This window comes from Bradyrhizobium sp. P5_C12, assembly GCF_054049735.1.
This window is the reverse complement of the sequence record NZ_JBFULU010000008.1, coordinates 39,901-59,995: the sequence shown is the minus strand read 5'-3', so window position 1 is coordinate 59,995 and position 20,095 is coordinate 39,901. Positions and strand designations below refer to the sequence as shown.

Here is a 20,095-nt window from a genome sequence, read left to right as displayed (position 1 = left end):
GCGTCTCGAATCTCGCCAAGTCTAGAGTGTTGCGAGGGCCTTGAGCAGGGTATCGTTGAAGATTTGGGAATCCTCGATCTGCGGAATGTGACCGAGCCCGGGTAGCAGGGTTAAGTGCGCCTGCGGCAGCAACACGTTCAAATCGCGCCCCTGTTCGAGCGGCGTCACCGTATCCAGCTCGCCCCAGAGGATGGCGACGGGTTGTTTCAGGCGTGCATAGGCGCTGCGGTCCGCGCTTTGGGCGGCGCGATCGGAGCCCACGAAATAATACAGCCAATCAGCAATGTCGGATGTGCTGTTCTGCCGGGAGAGCGGGCGCTGGAGGATCTCGACATATTCGGGTAGCGCGCGATCCTTTTTCGCGATCAGCGACTTCAGCAGCATCTTCGTCGCGAAGGGATTGGTGACGGTGAGCGACACCAGCACTTCGCGCAGCCATTTTGGATGCAGCAGCGCCGGCGCATCCGACGGCGTGGCCGTCAGCCCGAGCGCCGCATCGACCAGCACGAGCGCGCGGGCTCGATCCGGAAAGCGCAGCACAAGCTCGGTTGCAGCTCCTGCGCCGAAGGAATGGCCGACGATGATGGCAGGCCGCGCGTTGAGCCGCGCCAGCACGTCGTTCACCCGTTCGGCCTGGTCTTGTCGCGTGTAGTTGCCCGGACGATCGGAGAAGCCAAAGGGCGGGAGGTCCAACGCGATGACGTGGTACCCGGCGGCTGCGAGCGCGTCGGTCGTCGCCCGCCACAACTCGCTCCAGGCGGCGGTGCCGTGAAACAGCACGACGGGCGTGCCTGTCGCCGGTCCCTTCTCCTGCACGAAGACGTCGCCGGAGCGCGTTGCAACCAGGTGCCCGGTCGACGGTGCGAGATCGCCGCGGCCAGCCGTTTCACGAGCCGCCGCCGCAATTCGAAACGCAGCGACCGCGGCGACGATCAGCAACAAGACAACAAGGCCCAGCTTGGCTGCGCCGCGAAGAATTTTGGCGATCAAATGGTCCTCGGCAGACCGACGCGAATATCTGGCTGCCACTCTAGCGGAGGTTGACCAGCGGGACAGTAGCAAGGACCAACGCGCTGCCGGTGCAGTTAATGAATCACTGCCCCGACGGCGTGCGCAGGCCGTGCCAGGCGTCGCGGACCTGCTGGTAGTGCACCTCGGGCAGATAGTCCGGCGTGTTCAGGCTCAAGGTCTTGACGTCGAGATGGCCGACGGCGCTGAGCAGCGTGTAGGAGGCGATGACGCGGTCGCGCAGCGCGCCGATCAGGCGGGCCTTGGCCTGGATCAGGTCGGCCTGCGAGTTCAGCACGTCGACCGTCGTGCGCTGCCCGCCCGCGGCCTCGCGCTGCACGCCCTGGAGCGCGACCGTTGCCGCCTTCACCTCGGACTCCGAGGCCGAGACCGCGATCTTGGCGCCCTCATTGGCAACCCAGGCGCTGGTCGCCGCCGTGCGCGCCTGGTTGCGGACCTGGTCGAGCACGAGCCGGCTCTGCGCCGTGATTTCCTTGGCCTGCCGGGTCTGCGCCGCCGCCTGGCCGCCGTCATAGATCGGCACGGTGACATTGGCGACGACCGAGGCCTGGTCCTCGGCGAAGGTCCCGAGCGTCGGGTCGTTGTTGCGGCTCTTGCTGGCGCTGCCCTGGACGCTGGCGCTCGGCAGCAGCGCGCCTTCGGCGACGCGGATGTTGGTGGAGGCGACGTCGACGTCGAAGCCTGCCGCCATCACCGCCGGATGCTGGCGGATCGCCATGGTCAGCGCATCGTCGCGACTCTTCGGCAGATAGCGGTCGACGACCTCGGCGGGCCGAAGCTGCGACGGGGCATTGCCGATCACCTGGGCGTAGGTCGCCTGGCTCACCGCGAGCGCGACTTCGGCGGCATTGAGGTCGGCAAGCCCGCGGCTGAGCCGCGCCTCGGCCTGGGCGCTGTCGGTCGGCGTGACGTCGCCGGCGTTGAGGCGGCGCTGGGTCACGGCAAGCGTCTCGCGCAGGAAGGCGACGTTGGAGCGCTGCGCCTCGACCAGCGACTGGTTGGCCAGCACGTTGGTGTAGGCGGTCACCGCGTCGAGCAGCACGCCCTGGCCGACATTGCGCAGCGCCTCGCGGCCCGACTGCACCTGGAGCTCGGCGGCGCGCACGTTGTTGGCGGTGCGGAAGCCGTTGAACAGGGTCTGCGTCACGGTGACGCCGATGATCCATGGCTTCAGATTCGCGGTCTGGATGGTGTTGTCGGGCAGCAGATTGCGCACCGATTGCAGGCCGGCGCTGAGGCTTGCCACGATCTGCGGCCGGTAGCCGGCGAGCGCCTGCGGCACGTTCTCGTCGGTGGCGCGCTGCCGCGCACGCTCGGCATTGAGCTGCGGGTTGGTCTGGTAGGCCTTGGCCAGCGCCTCGGGCAGGGCTTCCGCCCATGCCGCAGCGGGCAGCGCGCAAGCGAGCGCCAGCGCGGTCCATGTCGTCAACACAGGACCCACGCCCGATCGATACCGCGTCATCACGCGGCCAGCTCTGGCGGCACGCCCAATCATGTAATCCCGCAAAATCCCGGCTGTCCGCCCCCGCCGACGGTGGCCCTCTTAACTGTTTAACCAGCGCGGGTCCCGCAGGCAAACTGCCGCGGGGAAAACCCCCATCTATTCCGTGCTTGTTGCAGCTTCGTCACAGGAATGCTGCGGCGAGGCGTCAGAGCCTTACAGCAGCCTTACCAGCTTGTCCTGCCAGCTTGTCTTGCGGGCGCTTGCCTCACCGGTTCTTGTTCACCGGCTTGCGCTTCTCGATGAACGCGGCCATGCCCTCGGAGCGGTCTTCCAGCGCGAAGGTCGAGTGGAACAGGTTGCGCTCGACGCTCATGCCCTCGGCGAGCGTGGTCTCGAAGGCGCGGTTGACCGCTTCCTTGGCCATCGCGACCGCGGGCCGCGACATCGCGGCGATCTTCTCGGCCGCCGCCATCACCTCGTCCATGAGCGTGTCCGCGGGCACGATGCGGCTGACCAGGCCGCTTCGCTCGGCTTCGGCTGCATCCATCATGCGGCCGGTGAGGCAGAGGTCCATCGCCTTGGACTTGCCGATCGCGCGCGTCAGGCGCTGGGTGCCGCCGATGCCCGGGATGGTGCCGAGCGTGATTTCGGGCTGGCCGAATTTGGCGGTGTCGGCGGCGATGATGAAATCGCACATCATGGCGAGCTCGCAGCCGCCGCCAAGCGCATAGCCCGCGACCGCGGCAATGGTCGGCTTGCGGCAGCGCGCGATCCGGTCGCCGCCGATCGCGGCAAAGTCCTCGGAGAACATGTCGATGAAGCCCTTCGGCTGCATCTCCTTGATGTCGGCGCCGGCGGCAAAGGCCTTCTCGCTGCCGGTCACGACGATGCAGCCGATCGCGTCATCGGCCTCCAGATCGTCGACGGCCGCCGCGATCTCGCGGAAGACGCCGAAGGAGAGCGCATTGAGCATCTTCGGCCGGTTCAGCTTGATGATGCCGACCGCGCCTTTGCCTTCGACGATGATGTGTTCGAACGTGCTCATGCTCCACCCACGCATTTGATTGAGCGGGCAATCTGCCCGCTGGCGCGGTGGGCTTCAAGAGGGCCGAACGCCCCGCAGGGACGCGCGAGCCGCGCGCCCCGAGGGAACTGGTTGTCAGGCCGTCAATCAGGCCATGAACATGCGTGCGGCGGAGGCCAGCGTCAGCACCGTGCCGACGCCGATGAAGATCTTGCCGATCAGGGAGCTCTGGTCCCAGGCCGAGTTCTGCTGGCTGCTCGCCATCACCGGCGCCGGCCGCGGCTGCGCGTCGGTTGCGGCAACGACCGCGGGCCGGGCGGACGGATTGTCCTGTTGCAGGGCGGCGCGATCGATATCGTTGAGCTGGTCGGGCGCGACCACCTGGCTCTCGGCGCCGGAGGTGGCGGTATTATCGGCCGCGGCCTGCAAATTGTCGTTGGCGCGGCCGGTCATCGCGGAGGCCGCCGCCGCGGTCGCCGTGTCGGCGGCCGCGAGCTGCGCATTGGCATTGGCGACTACCGGCGGCATCTGGCTGGAGGCCGGCGCGTCGTTAGCGGCCTTGGCGTCGTCGGCCTTTGCCGTCACGTCCTTGTCCGCCTTGCCGTCGGAGGATTTCTGCGCCGTCTTGCTGCTGCTGCCACGATGAGAATAGTGGCGGCGCTGCTTGCCGGACTTGTCCGTTTCCGCTTGCTTGGTCGCGCCATCCGTCTTCGAATTGGCGGCCGAGCTTGGCGCCGCCTGCGCAGCGCCCCCGAACAGCACGAATACCGCGGCCAGAAGAAGCAATGCCGCACGCCTGCTGGCTTTCAACATGTTGACGATCTCCCCGATTGCGCCATCCCGGGAGCGAACAGAGACCCCGGTGCATGACGACAGCGGGGCAAAAAAGGGGAATCTTCGGGCAAGACCGGGCAAAAGCGGGGCAAACCAGGGGCCGCGCCCGCAGCCACCGGATGCGAGTCGGACCGATCGATGTTATGAGCCTCCCGGGCTTTATGGCCGGACCGGAGTCTTCGGGCTGCGTTTTGATCACAACTTCGTGATCGCTGCGGCGCCGGCGTAACAAATTGAAAGAGCGGCCGAATTGCCGTGTAGGAGCGCGCGTGCGCGGACGTGAGGATGAGTGGACCGGCCTGATGCGGTCGGCCATGGCAGGCGATGATGCGGCCTATCATCGCCTGTTGAAGGCGGTCACGCCGGTGCTGCGCGCTGCCGCGAGGCGCGGCCTGGCGCGGGCCGGGCAGCCTCCCGATCAGGCCGAGGATATCGTGCAGGAGATACTGTTGGCGGTGCATCTGAAGCGGCACACATGGGACAGCGAAGCGCCCTTCGCGCCCTGGCTGTTTGCGATCGCCCGCAACAAGCTGATCGACGCGCTGAGGCGGCGGGGCCGGCGGGTGTTCGTCAACATCGACGACTTCGCCGAGACGCTGCCGGGTGAGGCGCCGCAGGAGACGGCTTCCGCGGCCGAGGTCGCCAGCCAGCTCGACGCCTTGCCGCAGCGCCAGCGCGACGTGCTGCAGTCGATCGCGGTCGAGGCCGCCTCGATCAAGGACACGGCGGCGAGATTTTCGATGAGCGAGGGCGCGGTGCGGGTCGCGCTGCATCGCGGACTTGCGGCGCTCACCGCCAAACTGCGGGACCATTGAACATGGATACCGATCAACTCATTCGCACGCTCGCGGCCGACAACGCCCACCGCGCCCCGCGCGTCGGCGCCATGCTGACCATGGCACTGCTGGTGGCCGCCCCCTTGTCGATCCTGATCTTCGCGACCTTCCTCGGCGTGCGGCCCGACGTGATGAGCGCCATGGGCAATCCGTTCTTCGACATGAAGTTTGCGGTCACCCTGTCGCTCGCGATCCCCGCGATCATCGTCAGCCTGCATCTGTCGCGGCCCGAGGCGCTTTTGCGCGGCTGGGGCTGGTTGCTGCTGCTTCCCGTCGGCTTGCTTGCGGTCGCGATCGGCGGCGAGATGATGATGGCTCCGGCGATGCCGATGACGATGCGGATGGTCGGCAGGAACTCCAGGGTGTGCCTGTTTGCGATCCCGGCGATGTCGCTGCCGCTGCTTGCGGGCGCGCTGTTCGGCCTGCGCCACGGCGCGCCGTCGCGCCCCGCGCTCGCCGGCGCGCTCGCCGGCCTGGTGTCGGCCGGGCTCGCCGCGACGCTCTATGCCTCGCACTGCACCGACGACTCGCCCTTGTTCGTCGCGACCTGGTACACGCTCGCGACCGCGCTAGTGACGGCGATCGGTGCGCTGTTGGGGTCGAAGGTCCTAAGATACTGACTGCGTCAACCACGCCGCTTCCTGCAGGACGTGACCGTGTTCAACGCCTGCACGAGCCGCGCAGCTTCCGGCGTCAAGCCCTCCTGCGATAGAGGATGAACCGGGTGGATTCTTCCGAGCGCTCGAACTGCTCCAGCAGAAGCCCCTCCACCATCTCCTTCAACCAGTCATATTGGTAGGTCGCGCCGCGGTCCAAAAAGAAATGGTCGGCCCCAGCAAAGCTCCTGCTCACCTGTTCGCGGCTGAACGTGTCCCGGAAAGGCATGAAGTAGCCTTTCGGGGCCCTCCCGAGAGCCGGGAGGACAAGCCAATCCTGGTCCGACAGCAGCAGCATGCGGCCACCGGGTGGCACGAATTTGTTGACCAGGTCGATGTCACTGGCGTCGAGTGCGACCTCGTGTGGCCCTGAAGTCTTTCTCCATTTGAAGCTGGCGATGCTCGGGAACTTCAAATACGACCGCAGCCCTATCATCGCGTCCTGGCGCCGGTCCTGGGCGTTCAGAAGCACGGCAACGGAGACTGCGGCGATCGCCGCCAACGACGTTGCCGGGACAAGCTGCGACGTCGTTCGGCCGAGTGCGGCACGGAATGCCGATCGGCCCCACCATGCGCCAACGGCAAGATAAGCAAAGGCGTTCTGCTGCCACACCGCATCCAGCGATCGGTTCACCCACTTCGTCATGAAGACCAGCGCGACGAGAGACAGAACCAGCAGATAAGCGCGCTCTATGGTGCGCGAGCCGGTCCACGCACCGGCGACGCTGACTGCCGTGCCGATGGCGATCGCGGGCATGACGATCTGGTAGAGCGTCCCGAATCCAGGGTTCCAGACCAGAATCACCGCCACCCAATTCGAGAGGCTGTGCAGGCTGAGCGGGGCGAGGAAGACGTACAGAAAGTCCGCCGAAAGGACGGCCGGGCCGAATGCGGCAACGAACAACGCCAGCAAAAACACGAGCGTCATGCAGGTCAAGGCCGCGACTTCCCAAAACCGACGCCCTTCCAGCACCCGTACCAACAAGGCGGCGCAGGCCACCGCCCAGGTATAAATTCCGGTCTCTGTGTTCCAAAAGATCGAGACAGCGCAGACGACAGACAGCGCCATCAACAGCCGGAAGGACGGTTGCACCATGAGGTGCGCCAGGATGCCGACCGCAATGAACACGAACGCGTAGCGGATCGCGAGAGCGGACGGCCCGCCAAAGGCGTCGCCGTCGGCGTATTGACACAGCGCGAGAAACACGGCCGTCAAGACAAACGGCATTGCCCTGCTCTGGAAAAAGTCCCGCAGCACCCAGTAGCTTGACAGGTGGAAGATCACGAGGCTTGCGGCAATGAGCCTGATGTAAAGCTCATACAGAGCGTTGACGTCCGCCGTCAGGAACCTGCTCAATAGGTAAGGCGGTCCGTATCCGTAGAACGCCAGGAAGTCGCGGCCCGGCACCATGCCATTTGCAAAGTGATAGAGCGCCGGTCCCGTCAGGTACGATACCGGATGATTGCCGGCCATGGCCCGTGTGGCCAGGCCCCGCACGTCCGCAGGCAGGATCAGGGCCAGCAGTGCTGCGATCAGCACCGCATCGACCCATCCAAATTCGGAGAGCTTGATCGGCCTGACGTCGGGATCGCCCTTGATGTGTACGAAGGTCGGGATGCGCTTCACGAACGGGATGACGGCGGCGGCGACAAGGGCGGCCAGCGCAACCTGTTGCAGTCTTGGCTCGAATGTAGCCCGCAGGAACGGATGCAGCTCCGTGACAATGATCGCCGACGAGAGGTAGAACAGAACGAGCGAGCGGCCTTCAAAAAACGTTCGGAGCCTGAGAGCTGCAAAAGCTGCGATAGCGCCGACCCCATAGAACAGGGCATAGAAGATCTTCTCGGCGCGTTTGATGGCGTCGCTGTTCGAGGCGTGAACGACCGGAAAATCCTGTGCCAGGTTTGCGCCCAGGTCCGGCTTGGCGGCATGCAGAACCAGATAGGCCGAGAGGCCAGCTGCTACGGCGCCAACGCACGCTCCCCACACTGCAAAGCTCTGAAAACGCCAAAGCTCAAGTTCTGATCGTGTTATGGGTTTGACTAGACGCAACAACACCCCCAAGGACGAATTCCAAGGCGAAGGTAAGGCAAAAATGTGCCGGCTTCCATAGGCGGGGGGCCAGAATTGCATGTCCCTGGGACGAAACCCGGAGATGGAGCGGAAAAAGCGGAGCCGTTTCTTTCCTTGTCACGACCGAGGGATCCGCATTCTTGGAGTTCATGCGCGAACGACGGCGGCGCCGAAGCGCGCCAACGCTTCACCTCGTCGCGCTTGAGACCTAGCTCGCGGCCTGCTGCATGCGATGGAAGCGCAGCACCTGCTGCGCGGTCGACGAGCGCAGGGCCTCGTAGGTATCGCGCAGCATCAGCATGTCCGTCTGCGAGCCGCCGGACAGTTTTTCGCGCATGGCGATGATGGCGCGCACGCTGGGCCACGACATGCCCGCGACCTTGGCGAGGAGCATCACGCCCTCGGTGCGGCTCTCGATCATCATGTTCTCGGCGGTCTCGACCGGGACGCCGGCGAGCGCGGCGAGCCCTGCGTTGGTCTCGTCGAACTTGCCCTGCTCGGCGAAAGCCGCGACCTGGAGTTCATTGAGACGGCCGTCGTCATGCAGCGACTTCACCAGCGCCCGCGCGGTCTCGGTCTGCCTTGTCATGGCGGCGGCGCGAACCCGCTGGGCGGCTTCCTGGATCACGCTCGCGACTTCGTCGGCCAGCTCCGGATGGGCGGCTTCGAGCTTCTTGCGCACGCTGAGCGAGGCCTTTGCGACCAGCTTCAGGAAGTGATGGCGCGGCAGGTCGGGCCGCAGGCCGATGCAGCCGGCGAGGTCGTCGTCGCGCTCGGCGCGCGTGACGAGGTCGGTCAAGCTTGTCTCGGAGAGCTGCGCACCCGGGTTCGCGACGGTCGATTGCACCACCTCCTCGTTGCCGCGCGTCACCAGCACGTCGGTGAGTGCCTCGGAAAGCACCCTGCGCAGCGAGATCGCCTTGAGATGCGCCTGGCCTCTGCTGCGCGCGATCTCCATCAGGGTCGCCTCGTCCAGCCGTTCCGACTTCGACAGCACGGGGCCGGCGACCTCGATGACCTCGTCGAGCGCGAGCGTGCGGATGATTTTGGGCGGCGCGGCCGCGATCGGCGCCAGCCGCTCGGCGAGCAGCACCCTGGCCGACGTTTCGATCTGGTCGATCAGGCACTGGAATACGTCGTCGAACAGCCCGACATGGTCGTCGGAATAGTCCACCGCGTTGTTGACGAAGAGGTCGGTGACACGTCGCAGCGTCTCGACGCGGCGCGCGACGGTGCCGTGCGAGAGCGCCGCCTGCAATTCGTCGAGCAGGTTTTCAGATGGCTTGGCGGATCTGGATCTCATAGCCCTGTCCTGGAGCGTTCGGTCCGGCGGCGGTTTCTGTGCAGCCGGGAAAAATGAATTGGTCAGTTCGTTGCAATGCGGTTGCGCCCTTGCGCCTTGGCGGAATAGAGCGCGCTGTCGGCGCGCACGAGAAATGTGTCGGCAGTATCGTTGTCGCGCAGCGTCACGACGCCGGCTGAAATTGTCACGCGCATGCCGGGGGAAAATGCGCTCCAGTCGAGATCGGCGACGATGCCGCGCAGCCGCTCGAGCATGCGCGCGGCGGCGTCGCCCTCTGCTCCCGGCAGCAGCAGCAGGAATTCCTCGCCGCCATAGCGGCCGAAGCGATCCGCCGGGCGGATGTTGGCGAAAATCGTGATCGCGAAGGTGCGCAGCACCTCGTCGCCCACCGGGTGGCCGTGGGCGTCGTTGATGCGCTTGAACCAGTCGAGGTCGATCAGCGCGATCGCGCAAGGCGTGGCGGCCAGCCGCGACTTTTCGATCTCTGCGTCCAGCAGCCGCATGATGCAGCGGCGGTTGTAGGAGCCGGTGAGCTCGTCGAGCTCGGCGAGCTCCTCGATGCGCTGATAGGCGGCCTTCAGCTCGATGCTGCGCCGGTACAGGATCTTGCGCAGCGTGGCGCCGAACAGGCCGAGGAAGGCGCACTGGCCGATCACCAGGACGAAGCAGAGCATCGAGGCGGCGCGTTCCAGCCGGGTCGTGACCGGAAGTCCGATCGGCAGGTCCGAGACCAGAAAGACGAGTGCGAGTCCGCAGGTGGCGAGACCCCAGGTCACCATCGCCTGGCTCGACGTCATGCGCAGCGTGCCGAACGCGAAGATCAGGAACAGCACGGCGATGAAGGCGATCCCGATCGTCGGCACCGACACCAGGAACACGAACTGCAGCGCCATGTGCGCCGAGATCTGGAACACGGTGAGATAGTGATCGTTGTGGCGGTCGCCGACGCCGGCTTCGGACAGCACGGTGAATGCGCCGATGATCAGGAGGCCGCCGAGCCAGAACAGCGAGGGAACGGCCATCGCGACCGCGCCGTCATGGGCGTACAGCAGCAGAACCGACGCGCCGAGCGAGTAGCTTACGACCTGGCCGGCATACATCTGGCGGCGCTGCCGCATGCGGCGGGCGCGCACCTCCGGCATCGTCGCGTCGGAGGTCAACGCGAGCTCCGCGGCTTCTGCGGCATTCCGGTCCGGAAGGGACGTCGCGGCCGTGGTCATGGTCTCGCCATTGGTGGATGTCGGTCCAAAAATCTACGTGGCAAGCCTTTAGGTTTGGTATCCTTGCCCTGCGAATCCGGGCTTGCTGCACCGGCAAACGGCCTTGATCCGACAGGGAAATTAGCGAGCGATTAGGGATCGCCGGCGATCGGGCCGCAGGGCCTGTCAGGATACGCTGCACAAGGCTGTGTTATGGACCGAGGCTTGGTAAGATCGCGCGAACTTGCGGGAACTTCCGCGGGAGAACGTTTCAGTATTATGTTACCAATATGGATGAGGGCGATCCGGCGCCCCGGATGGCTACAGGAAAGTGTACCGATGTGGGGTAGATCACACAGGCCCCCGTACGACTGCGGTAGGTTGAAGATTCTTGTGCCCGCCGTCGAACCCTCCACCGTTCCGACCCGACCAACCTTGCGAGACGGCCTTTGAGCGTGACACAGGCGGCTTCGGACGAGGTCCTGATCGCCCGGATCGCTCAAGGCGACCGGCTTGCCATGCAGGTGCTGTACGGGCGGCACCATGTCAGGGTGTATCGTTTCGGCCTGAGGCTCGTTCGGGACGAGCAGACGGCCGAAGACCTCATCAGCGAGGTGTTCCTCGACGTCTGGCGTCAGGCCGGCAAGTTCGAGGGCAGATCCGCCGTTTCAACCTGGCTACTGGCAATCACCCGATTCAAGGCCCTGTCTGCGCTCCGGCGCAGGAAGGATTTCGAGTTGGACGACGAAGCCGCCAACGCGATCGAGGATACGTCCGACGATCCGGAAACGGTGGTGCAGAAGAAGGATACCAGTGAAGCGTTGCGGGAGTGTTTGACGGGCCTCTCGCCGGACCATCGGGAAATCGTCGATCTCGTCTACTACCACGAGAAGTCCGTGGAAGAAGTGGCCGAGATCGTCGGGATACCCGAGAACACTGTGAAGACGCGCCTCTTCTATGCGCGCAAGAAATTGGCCGAACTGCTGAAGGCAGCCGGCATTGAGCGAGGCTGGCCATGATGGCTTTGAGCAAGAAGATGCTGGAGCAAGAGCCCAGTGAGATCGAAATGCTGCTGCCGTGGCACGCCGCCGGCACGCTGAACGCGCGCGACGCCCGCCGCGTCGAGGAGGCGCTCGCCCGCGATCCGGCGCTTGCCAGGCAGTATGCGGCGATCCGCGGCGAGTACGAAGAGACCATCCATCTGAACGAGAGCTTAGGGGCTCCGTCGGCGCGCGCGATGCAAAAGCTGTTCACCGCGATCGATGGCGAGCCCGCGCGGGCGACCGGTTCGCTGCCGCTGTCGGCGCGCATCTCGACATTCCTCGCGAGCCTGTCGCCGCGTGCGCTGGCCTGGTCGGCGAGCCTCGGCGCGATCGCGCTCTTGCTCCAGGCCGGTGTCATCGGCGCCGTGCTGATGAAGAACCAGACCGCCACCTTCCAGACTGCGTCGCTCTCCACCAGCGCCCCGATCACGCGCGAGCTGGGAGCAGCCGCCGCGCCGGCGCGGGCGCTGGTGCGCTTCACGCCCGAGGCGCGGGTGGCCGACATCACCTCGCTGCTCGACAGCTACCAGGCCTCGATCATCGACGGAGCCAAGGGCGGCATGTTCCGCCTCCAGTTCGACAAGGCGATGAGCCAGGACGAACTCGCCTCGCTGCTCGGCAAGATGCAGCGCGAAAAGTTCGTCAACCTCGCCGTCGCGTCGCCGTAAGGCGCCTCTGGGATCATGACGCGCAAGTCCGAGAGTAAGTTGCGGGCCGGGGCCTATGCTTCGTCGGTCGGAGCTGCGCTCCTGCTCGCCGCCTGTCTCGGCATCGAGGTCGCCCACGCGCAGGCGATCATGCGCACGCCCACGATCAGCGTCCCATCCCGCACCCCGACCATCTCTCCGAGCGTCGCCGCGCGCGTCAGCCCGGGCGTTGCCGCAAGGGTGGTGGCCGTCGACAGCGGTCCGCCCAGAATTGCCGCCACGACGCCTCGGATCTCGGCACGGATAAGGCCGACGCCGGTGCTGCCTTTTGCGCGCTATTCGCCGAACCTCTATCCGGCCTGCACCGCGCCCTATCGCGACGCCGACGGCGAATGCCTTGCGCAGCCGAACGCCGGCGGCGACGGCGCCGGCAAATCGGGCAAGAAGAGCGCCGGCAAGGGGCGCGGCAACGGCACGCCGGCCGCCGTGAACCTGCGCATTTTCGCCAACGAGTTCGTCGCCGAGATCGACAGCGCGCTGTCGTTGACCGAGGCCGACGAGCTGGCGCGCCGGCACGGCCTGACGCGCGTCGCCTCCGAGAGCTTCCCGCTGATCGGTGCCACGATCGGCCTGTTCCGCATCACCGACGGCCGGCCCTCCGAGACCGTGCGGCGCGAATTCGCCGCCGACGGCAGCGTGCGCTCGCTCCAGCCGAATTTCCGCTACGTGCTCCAGGACCAGAAATCGTCCGCGCCGACCGAGGGCGATCCGGCGCAATATGCGCTGGCAAAGCTGCGCCTGCCGCAGGCCCACACGCTGGCGCACGGCGCCAATGTCACGGTCGCGGTGATCGATTCCGGGATCGACGCCCGGCATCCCGAGCTCGCCAATTCCATCGCCGACAATTTCGATGCGCTGGTCAGCACCGAGGGCCCGCACATCCACGGCACCGGCATCGCGGGCGCCATCGTGGCGCATGCGCGGCTGATGGGCAGCGCACCGGAGGCGCGCATCATCGCCATTCGCGCCTTCGGCGGCACCACGGGCGGCGCCGAGAGTTCCTCCTACGTCATCCTGCGCTCGCTGAACTACGCCGCCGAGCACGGCGCGCAGATCGTCAATATGAGCTTTGCCGGACCGAAGGACGCGGTGATCGAGCGCGCGATCGCGGCGACCGCCGCGCGCGGCCTGGTGCTGATCGCGGCGGCCGGCAATGCCGGGGCGAAATCGCCGCCGCTCTATCCCGCCGCCAATCCCAACGTGATCGCGGTCAGCGCCACCGACCAGCAGGACAAGCTGTTCACCGCGTCCAACCGCGGCAATTACATCGCGCTGGCCGCGCCCGGCGTCGACATCTTCCTGCCGGCGCCCGACGGCAAATACCAGATGACGTCGGGAACCTCGTTCTCGGCGGCCTATGTCTCCGGCGTCGCGGCACTGCTGCTGGAGCGCAACTACGCGCTGAAGCCGGAAGCGCTGCGCATGACGCTCGCCAAGACCGCGCGCGACCTCGGCTCACCCGGCCGTGATGATCTCTTCGGCGACGGCGAGGCCGACGCTTTTGCCGCGGTCATGGCTGTTCCGGCCGACAGCGCGACGCCGGTTGCCGCGGCGTCCGGTACAACTAAACGTGAAGATGCCGAGAAGCGTCGCGACGAGCCAGGCATCCGCGCAATCGAACAACCCTCGCTGTCGAGCGCRGCCGATAAATCTGCGGTTTCTCAGGCAGATAGGCCGCCGACGCGATAGCGGCTGCGACAACTTTGCGCGCGGCGCGAAGCTCAAAAAATCGAACGCCGCGTTGAACGTTCAGCCCGCTGCCACGACCAAATTATGTGGGAGCGGTCATCCCTCCCCATCAGTCATATTAGGCGCGAGCGCCCATCCACCCCAAGCGCCCATATGGCTCGACCCGTCCGGTTGTCCCCCCGGACGGGTCTTTTCTTTTCGGGCATCCGATTCCTTGAAGCGCCGCGCGAGATCAGCTTCTGGTTGAGAGATCGCGGCTGCGCCGATCGCCACGCCCGGCCGGCGCACCGCAAGCGCGCCATGCTTGCGCGAAGCTTGACTCGAAAACCCGCTGAATCTCCGCGCGACTACGGTGTTTGACGACGAGTGCCGGGTCGTTGCTGGACAAGTCAAAACTTTTCCACAAAATATTCATGTCGCGTCTAAATTGATTCGTGTGCGTTGCGTCCCGCGTCCGTATTTTCTCCTGACGGGCTGGTTCATGACACATCGCCAAGAATCCTTTAGCGCGCCTTTTGGCGCCGCGGCTTGCAGCCGCGACATTGCGACACGCTGGTGCGCTCTCGCCGAGCAACGGCTGGAACATCTCTCCGAAATGTTCGAGACCGGACGCTGGCGCCGCTATCACTCAGAACTCGCGTTCCTCGAAAACATCCAGGAAGCCAAGCGCGCCGTTCAGACCTGGCGGGCCATCGCGACCGGCGAGGACGTTGCCGCGGCCGCCGCGAGCGTGACGGCCGCGTTCGGCTGGTCGCCGGCCACCTTGTCGCGCACGGCTCCCCGGGGGCATGCGCAGACCGTGCAGCCCAAGATGTTGCAGCCAAAGGCCGTGCATATCGCGCCCGAGACCGCCGTGCCGGTCGCGCTCGACCCCAAGCCAAATATGCTCGCCGAAGTCACCGAAGCCCCGCTCGCGCCGCTGGCCCCGACCGCACCGCTTGCGAGGCCTGCTGCGGTGGCATTGTTCACTGCGCCTGCTGCTGTCGCACCGCTCAAGGCTCCCGCTGCGCGGGCGCCGCTAACCGCCCCTGCCGTGAGGTCCCCGGTCGCCGCGCCCGCTGCAATGGCACCGTCCACCGCGCCTGCTGTAAGGCCACCGCTGACCACGCCTGCCGCGATGGCAGCGCTCCTGCCTCAGTTCGCCCCGCCGGCCGCCGAAATCGTCGCAGCCCCCGACCGCGTCGTCGAATTCACCTTCAGCCTCGACGGCCTCCAGGCCAAGTACCCGCTGCTGCGGAATAAGTTCTAGCTTCAGAGGTTCTGGCGCCGGCCAAACATTCCGCCGTCGTCCTGGCGAAGGCCAGGACCCATACCGCGGAGTTTCTCGATAGGACGATGCGGCCAGTACCACCCACATAACCCCATCCTGTGGTTATGCGACGAGCGAAAGCGCTCGCGCGGGGGGCCTGGATCTGCGCTTCGCTTGTCCAGGACACTGAGTGTGTCCTACCGCCGCACCGCATTCCCGCCGACCACCACCTGCGCAAAGCGCTGGGCGCCGTCCGCCGACAGGTCGGCCGTCACCGCGCGCGCGTGATCGAGGCCGACCACGGCGCCGCGCGGGGTTTCCGAGATCATGTTGTTGTTGACCAGTGCAGTGCCGGCGCCCGGCACCACGGAGACGCCGATGCCGGCCAGTGCCTTGCGGATCACGTTGCCCGTGATCGCGACGTCGCGCAGATATTTGCCCCAGCCGGCGACGATGCCGTAGGACGGCGCGTTCTCGATCACGTTGCCGGTCACGGAGCTGTCAGCCTCGATGTAGATGCCGACGCCGGCATCGTCGTCGGGCGCGGTGCCGATCGGCCGCTTCGGGATCAGATTGCGGATGATGTTGCCCTGGACCACGGCGATGCGGCCGCCCTCGTTGAAATTGCAGACGGAGACGCCGACCGCGGCGCCGTCCACAATGTTGTTGGCGATCACGGCGGCCTCGAACGCGAACTCGGAATAGAGCGCGACCTCGCGCACATCGCTGACGCTGTTGCCGGTGATGTGGATGTTCGAGGCCGAGTTGCCGCGCACCGCGGAATAGTCGCAATTCCTGATGCGATTGCCACGCACGATCACATTGCCGGCGCGGAACGCGTTGATGGCATTGCCGTACTGCCCGGAGCCGCCGGGGCCGGCCTTGATGTCCTCGATGCGGTTGTCGGCAACCAGCGTGCCGTCGTCGCCGATCGCGGTGCGCAGGATCTCGATGCCGTTGTCGTTGGTGCCGATGATGTTGTTGCGCGCGACGCTGAGCCCCCTCGCATCGAACGAGACCACCGCCGTCACCGCGATATTGGTGAAGATGTTGCCGGAGATGTCGCCGGAGACCTGCTCGAGCCAGATGCCGCTGCCGCCCGAGCTCGTGATCTCGCAATCGGTGATGCGGACGTTGCGTCCGCCGAGGACGTGGATCAGCCCGCGCCGCGTCGGCAGCGGAATGCCGCCGCCGTCGAAGGTGATGCCGGTGAGGCCGATCGCGTCGGAGCCGTCGCTCTGGATCGCCGAGGCTCCGCCGGTGAAGACCAGTTTCGTCGCGCCGCGCACGCCGATCAGCTGCGCGCCATTCGGCAATCGCAGCAGCCCGGTGCGGTAGATGCCGGGCGGGAGCGCCAGCGGCATCTGCGCCCGCGCGGCCTCGTCGATGGCGCGCTGGAGCGCACGGGTCTGGTCCTCGCTGCTGCCGGGCCGCACGCCGTATTGCGTGGCGTCGCGGCCGAGCAGCGATGTCAGCGGCGCAGCGCGCGCGGCGTCGACAGGCATGGCCAGCGCACCGGCAACGCCTGCGGCCGAGGCTCCGATGAGATGACGGCGATTGAGGGTCATGACGCGTCCTCCGGCGGACGCGGGGCGTGTCCGCGATGGTTAGGTAGCGCAGGGCCGCCGGTGGCGTGGGGATTGTTCGCGGTAGGGTTAAATGTTTACCGCAAGGACGGGGCCGTAGGGTGGGTTAGCCTTGCGGCTGCGCGAAGCGCAGTCCGCCAGACGTAACCCACCATGTCACCGCGAGCACGGAACTCGTTCAAGCCAATGAGGTGGATTACGCTACGCTAATCCACCCTACGAGACCGGCGTGTTCCGCGCCTTCCGCGCCAACTGCACCATCTCCATCAGCATCGCTTCCCCCGCATCCACCAGTTCCTCCAGCGTGATCCGCGGCGCACCCTTGCGCCGCATCGCGCCGCCACGGGCGAGCAGGGGAATATGGATGAACGCCGCCAGCTGCGGCCCGCCCGCCTTCACGTTCTCGATCGCGCGCCAGCTCAGATAGTTGCAGAGATAGGCGCCGGCATCGCGCGAGGGGCGGGCGTCGATGCCGGTGAGGCGCGCGGCGCGCAACAGCCTTGCGGTATGCGGGCCGAACAGCATCGCGTCCGCATTGGCGGCGATGCCGCGCTTGCTCGAGCGGGTATTGGCGGCGTCGGGCCAGAGCATGGTGACGGCGTTGCGCGCGCGGGTCTCGATTCGCAGATAGGGCGTGCGTGCGGCGAGGCCGAACATCAACAGCGCATCCGGGGTTTGTGCGGCCAGCACCTCCGGCAATTGCCGGTCGACCGCGGCATAGGTGACGGGGAAAATGTGGGTCGCGAGTTCGACATCGTCGAGCGACGGGCGGCGCAGCCGCGCCAGTCGCGCGACCAGCGGCTGTGTCGGATTATAGGGCGCGCCGGGAAACGGGCCGAAACCGGTGAGGAGAATGCGGAGTTTTCCGCTCATTGCAGCAACTCCATGATGTGCTCGGCGGCGAGCGCCGGCGTGACGCGGCCATCGGCCACCTCGGCCTCGATCTTCTTCACCTTGGCGCGCACGGCAGCCTCGGTGCGCAGCCGGGCCAGCATGCGCTGCTCCAGCATCGACCACATCCATTTCACCTGCTGCTCGCGCCGGCGCGCGGCGAAATCGCCGGACGCGTTCATGGCCTTGCGGTGATCGAGGATCTTTTGCCAGAGCTTTGCGATACCGTCGCCGGTCAGCGCCGAATAGGTCTCGACCGGCGGATGCCAATGCTCGGAGCGGGGGGTGAGGATATGCAGCGCGCCGCGATAGTCGGCGGCGGTGATGTTGGCGCGCTTGAGATTGTCGCCGTCGGCCTTGTTGATCGCGATCATGTCGGCGAGCTCGACCAGCCCCTTCTTGATGCCCTGGAGTTCGTCGCCGCCGCCCGGCAGCATCAAGGCCAGGAAGAAGTCGGTCATGTCGCAGACTGCGGTCTCGGACTGGCCGATGCCGACGGTCTCGACCAGCACGACGTCGAAGCCGGCCGCCTCGCACAGCAGCATCGCCTCGCGCGTCTTGGCGGCGACGCCGCCGAGCGTGCCCGAGGACGGCGAGGGGCGGATGAAGGCGTCGTCGGAGGCCGAGAGCCGCGCCATCCGGGTCTTGTCGCCGAGGATCGAGCCGCCGCTGCGCGCCGAGGACGGGTCGACCGCGAGCACCGCGATCTTGTGGCCCTGTTCGATGAGATAGGTCCCGAGCGCATCGATGGTGGTGGATTTTCCGACGCCGGGCGATCCGGTGATGCCGACGCGCACCGCCTTGCCGGTGTCGGGCAGCAGCATCTGCACCAGCTCGCGCGCCAGCGCCTGGTGGTCGCCGCGCCGGCTCTCCACCAGCGTGATGGCCCGGGCGAGGGCCGCGCGACTGCCGGCGCGCAAGTCGCGGGCGAGGGATTTGATGTCCAGCGAGGCCTTCTTCTCAGTCATGCCCTGCTTTACAACGCCCCGGCGGGGCAGGCGAGGGCCGCCCGCCCGCTATCACCGGGATGTTGCTGCCACCGCCTGCACCGGTTTCACCTTGCGCCAGACCCACACCATCACCGGCCACAGCAATGCGCCGATCGCCATGGCTGCGAGGATGGCGGCGACGGGACGTTCGAAGAACGGCAGGATGCTGCCGTCGGACTTGATCAGCGAGGTGACGAAGGCCTGCTCGACCATGGTGCCCATGACGATACCGAGCACCATCGCGGCCACGGGATAGCCGTTCGCCTCCATGACATAGCCGATCACGCCGAACGCGGCGACGGTGACCACGCCGAACATGTTGTTGCCGATCGCGAACGAGCCGACCGCGCAGCACAGCATGATGATCGGCATGATGGCGGAGCGCGGCGCCAGCAGGATGTAGGCGGCGATCCGGATCATGGCGATGCCGAGCGGGATCATCAGAATGTTCGCGATGATGAACATCAGGTAGATCGCGTACATGCTCGACGCTTTCTCGGTGAACAGCGTCGGGCCGGGATTGAGCCCCTTCATGTAGAGCACGCCGATCGCGATCGCGGCGATGGTGTCGCCGGGGATGCCGAACAGCAACGAGGGCACCCAGCCCGACGCGATGCTGGCATTGTTGCTGGCGCCGGCCTCGACCAGGCCCTCGACATGGCCGGTGCCGAATTTCTCCGGCTCCTTGGAGAAGCGCTTCGACATCGCATAGGAGACCCAGGCGGCCATGTCGGCGCCGGCGCCGGGCAGCACGCCGATGATGATGCCGACGATGTTCCCGCGCGTCATCTGCCAATGATACTTCTTGGTCAGCTTCCACTGRCCGGCCATGATGCTTCCGAATTTTCGCCGCGGCAGCGGTGGCGGCTCGGGCGTCAGCATCGCGCGCATCACCTGCGCCACCGCGAACACGCCGACCAGCGCCGGGATCGGCTCGATGCCGCCAAAGAGATCGGTGAGGCCGAAGGTGAAGCGCGGCACGCCGCCGGGATTTTCGATGCCGATGCAGGAGACCAGCAGGCCGAGGAACATGCCGGCGATCGCCTTCACCGGCGAGGAGCGCGCCACCAGCGTTGCGCACATCAGGCCGAGCAGCGCCAGCCAGAAATATTCGAAGGTCGAGAACGACAGCGCGACCTCGGCCAGCGGCGGCGCCAGGATCATCAGCGACAGCACGCCGGCGATGCCGCCGACCGCGGAGAACCAGACGCCCGCGCCTAACGCCAGCTCGGCCTGGCCCTTGCGCGTCATGGCGTAGGCCTCGTCCGCATAGGCCGCGGAAGCCGGCGTTCCGGGAATGCGCAACAGCGCGCCGGGGATGTCGCCGGAGAAGATCGCCATCGAGGACGCCGCGACGATGGTCGCGATTGCCGCGATCGGGGAGAGGTAGAAGGTGACGGGGACGAGCAGGGCGGTCGCCATCGTCGCCGACAGGCCCGGCAGCGAGCCGATGACGAGGCCGTACACGGAGGCAGCGAACATCGCGATGATCACCTCCCAGGTGGAGATCAGCGCGAAGGCTTCAATCAGGGTCTTGAGCAT

General features: G+C 66.4%; 17 protein-coding genes. 6 read left to right on the top strand and 11 right to left on the bottom strand.

Translation table 11 applies throughout. The features are described 5' to 3' along the window. Positions 1-21 precede the first annotated feature (21 nt). The 4 genes from ACXJMY_RS09905 to ACXJMY_RS09890 all read right to left on the bottom strand — a co-directional run bounded on the left by ACXJMY_RS09905 (position 22) and on the right by ACXJMY_RS09890 (position 4,310). Positions 22-990, bottom strand: coding sequence for an alpha/beta fold hydrolase (locus tag ACXJMY_RS09905; protein ID WP_456619135.1), 969 nt, complete (start codon positions 988-990; stop codon positions 22-24). A gap of 103 nt (positions 991-1,093) precedes the next feature. Then, positions 1,094-2,491 carry a TolC family outer membrane protein gene (locus tag ACXJMY_RS09900; protein WP_456619134.1) on the bottom strand — a complete coding sequence of 466 codons (1,398 nt, stop codon included), beginning with the start codon at positions 2,489-2,491 and terminating at the stop codon, positions 1,094-1,096. Between the two features lie 247 nt (positions 2,492-2,738). After that, positions 2,739-3,518, bottom strand: a complete 780-nt coding sequence (locus ACXJMY_RS09895) for an enoyl-CoA hydratase (protein WP_456619133.1) — start codon at positions 3,516-3,518, stop codon at positions 2,739-2,741. 126 nt (positions 3,519-3,644) lie between these two features. After that, positions 3,645-4,310: a hypothetical protein gene (locus tag ACXJMY_RS09890; protein ID WP_456619132.1), complete on the bottom strand. Its 666-nt coding sequence runs from the start codon at positions 4,308-4,310 to the stop codon at positions 3,645-3,647. 290 nt (positions 4,311-4,600) lie between these two features. Between ACXJMY_RS09890 and ACXJMY_RS09885 the strand changes: the two genes are divergently transcribed. Beyond that, on the top strand, positions 4,601-5,146 hold the full coding sequence (locus ACXJMY_RS09885) for a sigma-70 family RNA polymerase sigma factor (protein WP_456619131.1): 546 nt from the start codon (positions 4,601-4,603) through the stop codon (positions 5,144-5,146). Positions 5,147-5,148: 2 nt separating this feature from the next. Further along, positions 5,149-5,787, top strand: coding sequence for an NrsF family protein (locus ACXJMY_RS09880; protein ID WP_456619130.1), 639 nt, complete (start codon positions 5,149-5,151; stop codon positions 5,785-5,787). Positions 5,788-5,860: 73 nt separating this feature from the next. On the opposite strand, the gene ACXJMY_RS09875 is transcribed toward ACXJMY_RS09880, so the two are convergent. The 3 genes from ACXJMY_RS09875 to ACXJMY_RS09865 all read right to left on the bottom strand — a co-directional run bounded on the left by ACXJMY_RS09875 (position 5,861) and on the right by ACXJMY_RS09865 (position 10,420). Continuing rightward, positions 5,861-7,888: a hypothetical protein gene (locus ACXJMY_RS09875; RefSeq protein ID WP_456619129.1), complete on the bottom strand. Its 2,028-nt coding sequence runs from the start codon at positions 7,886-7,888 to the stop codon at positions 5,861-5,863. A gap of 217 nt (positions 7,889-8,105) precedes the next feature. Continuing rightward, the gene (locus ACXJMY_RS09870) at positions 8,106-9,200 is read right to left on the bottom strand and encodes a DUF2336 domain-containing protein (RefSeq protein WP_456619128.1); all 1,095 of its coding nucleotides are present in this window, start codon (positions 9,198-9,200) and stop codon (positions 8,106-8,108) included. A gap of 62 nt (positions 9,201-9,262) precedes the next feature. Beyond that, positions 9,263-10,420, bottom strand: a complete 1,158-nt coding sequence (locus tag ACXJMY_RS09865; protein WP_456619127.1) for a GGDEF domain-containing protein — start codon at positions 10,418-10,420, stop codon at positions 9,263-9,265. A 428-nt stretch (positions 10,421-10,848) separates the two neighbouring features. Between ACXJMY_RS09865 and ACXJMY_RS09860 the strand changes: the two genes are divergently transcribed. The 4 genes from ACXJMY_RS09860 to ACXJMY_RS09845 all read left to right on the top strand — a co-directional run bounded on the left by ACXJMY_RS09860 (position 10,849) and on the right by ACXJMY_RS09845 (position 15,087). Next, complete coding sequence (locus ACXJMY_RS09860; RefSeq protein WP_456619126.1) at positions 10,849-11,418, top strand: sigma-70 family RNA polymerase sigma factor; 570 nt, start codon at positions 10,849-10,851, stop codon at positions 11,416-11,418. After that, a complete protein-coding gene (locus tag ACXJMY_RS09855) occupies positions 11,415-12,110 on the top strand; it encodes a hypothetical protein (RefSeq protein WP_456619125.1) in 696 nt (231 codons plus the stop codon). The genes ACXJMY_RS09860 and ACXJMY_RS09855 overlap by 4 nt, the downstream gene beginning before the upstream one ends. Positions 12,111-12,125: 15 nt before the next feature. Beyond that, positions 12,126-13,838, top strand: a complete 1,713-nt coding sequence (locus ACXJMY_RS09850) for a S8 family serine peptidase (protein WP_456619124.1) — start codon at positions 12,126-12,128, stop codon at positions 13,836-13,838. 481 nt (positions 13,839-14,319) lie between these two features. Continuing rightward, on the top strand, positions 14,320-15,087 hold the full coding sequence (locus ACXJMY_RS09845; RefSeq protein WP_456619297.1) for a TIGR03809 family protein: 768 nt from the start codon (positions 14,320-14,322) through the stop codon (positions 15,085-15,087). Between the two features lie 197 nt (positions 15,088-15,284). Here the strand turns inward: ACXJMY_RS09845 and ACXJMY_RS09840 are convergent, their stop codons facing one another. From ACXJMY_RS09840 to ACXJMY_RS09825, 4 genes are all read right to left on the bottom strand, one after another. After that, positions 15,285-16,655 (bottom strand): TIGR03808 family TAT-translocated repetitive protein, encoded by a 1,371-nt coding sequence (locus ACXJMY_RS09840; RefSeq protein WP_456619123.1) that lies wholly within the window; start codon positions 16,653-16,655, stop codon positions 15,285-15,287. A gap of 234 nt (positions 16,656-16,889) precedes the next feature. Then, positions 16,890-17,546 (bottom strand): pyroglutamyl-peptidase I family protein, encoded by a 657-nt coding sequence (locus tag ACXJMY_RS09835; RefSeq protein WP_456619122.1) that lies wholly within the window; start codon positions 17,544-17,546, stop codon positions 16,890-16,892. Next, complete coding sequence (gene meaB, locus ACXJMY_RS09830) at positions 17,543-18,532, bottom strand: methylmalonyl Co-A mutase-associated GTPase MeaB (protein WP_456619121.1); 990 nt, start codon at positions 18,530-18,532, stop codon at positions 17,543-17,545. The genes ACXJMY_RS09835 and meaB overlap by 4 nt, the downstream gene beginning before the upstream one ends. A 51-nt stretch (positions 18,533-18,583) precedes the next feature. Further along, the gene (locus ACXJMY_RS09825) at positions 18,584-20,095 is read right to left on the bottom strand and encodes a tripartite tricarboxylate transporter permease (protein WP_456619120.1); all 1,512 of its coding nucleotides are present in this window, start codon (positions 20,093-20,095) and stop codon (positions 18,584-18,586) included.

Excerpts from the sequence above, each read along its gene's own strand:
- ACXJMY_RS09900 (WP_456619134.1), bottom strand. The coding sequence starts at position 2,491 with ATGACGCGGTATCGATCGGGCGTGGGTCCTGTGTTGACGACATGGACC.
- ACXJMY_RS09895 (WP_456619133.1), bottom strand. The coding sequence starts at position 3,518 with ATGAGCACGTTCGAACACATCATCGTCGAAGGCAAAGGCGCGGTCGGC.
- ACXJMY_RS09890 (WP_456619132.1), bottom strand. The coding sequence starts at position 4,310 with ATGTTGAAAGCCAGCAGGCGTGCGGCATTGCTTCTTCTGGCCGCGGTA.
- ACXJMY_RS09880 (WP_456619130.1), top strand. The coding sequence starts at position 5,149 with ATGGATACCGATCAACTCATTCGCACGCTCGCGGCCGACAACGCCCAC.
- ACXJMY_RS09870 (WP_456619128.1), bottom strand. The coding sequence starts at position 9,200 with ATGAGATCCAGATCCGCCAAGCCATCTGAAAACCTGCTCGACGAATTG.
- ACXJMY_RS09865 (WP_456619127.1), bottom strand. The coding sequence starts at position 10,420 with ATGACCACGGCCGCGACGTCCCTTCCGGACCGGAATGCCGCAGAAGCC.
- ACXJMY_RS09855 (WP_456619125.1), top strand. The coding sequence starts at position 11,415 with ATGATGGCTTTGAGCAAGAAGATGCTGGAGCAAGAGCCCAGTGAGATC.
- ACXJMY_RS09845 (WP_456619297.1), top strand. The coding sequence starts at position 14,320 with ATGACACATCGCCAAGAATCCTTTAGCGCGCCTTTTGGCGCCGCGGCT.
- ACXJMY_RS09840 (WP_456619123.1), bottom strand. The coding sequence starts at position 16,655 with ATGACCCTCAATCGCCGTCATCTCATCGGAGCCTCGGCCGCAGGCGTT.
- ACXJMY_RS09835 (WP_456619122.1), bottom strand. The coding sequence starts at position 17,546 with ATGAGCGGAAAACTCCGCATTCTCCTCACCGGTTTCGGCCCGTTTCCC.
- meaB (WP_456619121.1), bottom strand. The coding sequence starts at position 18,532 with ATGACTGAGAAGAAGGCCTCGCTGGACATCAAATCCCTCGCCCGCGAC.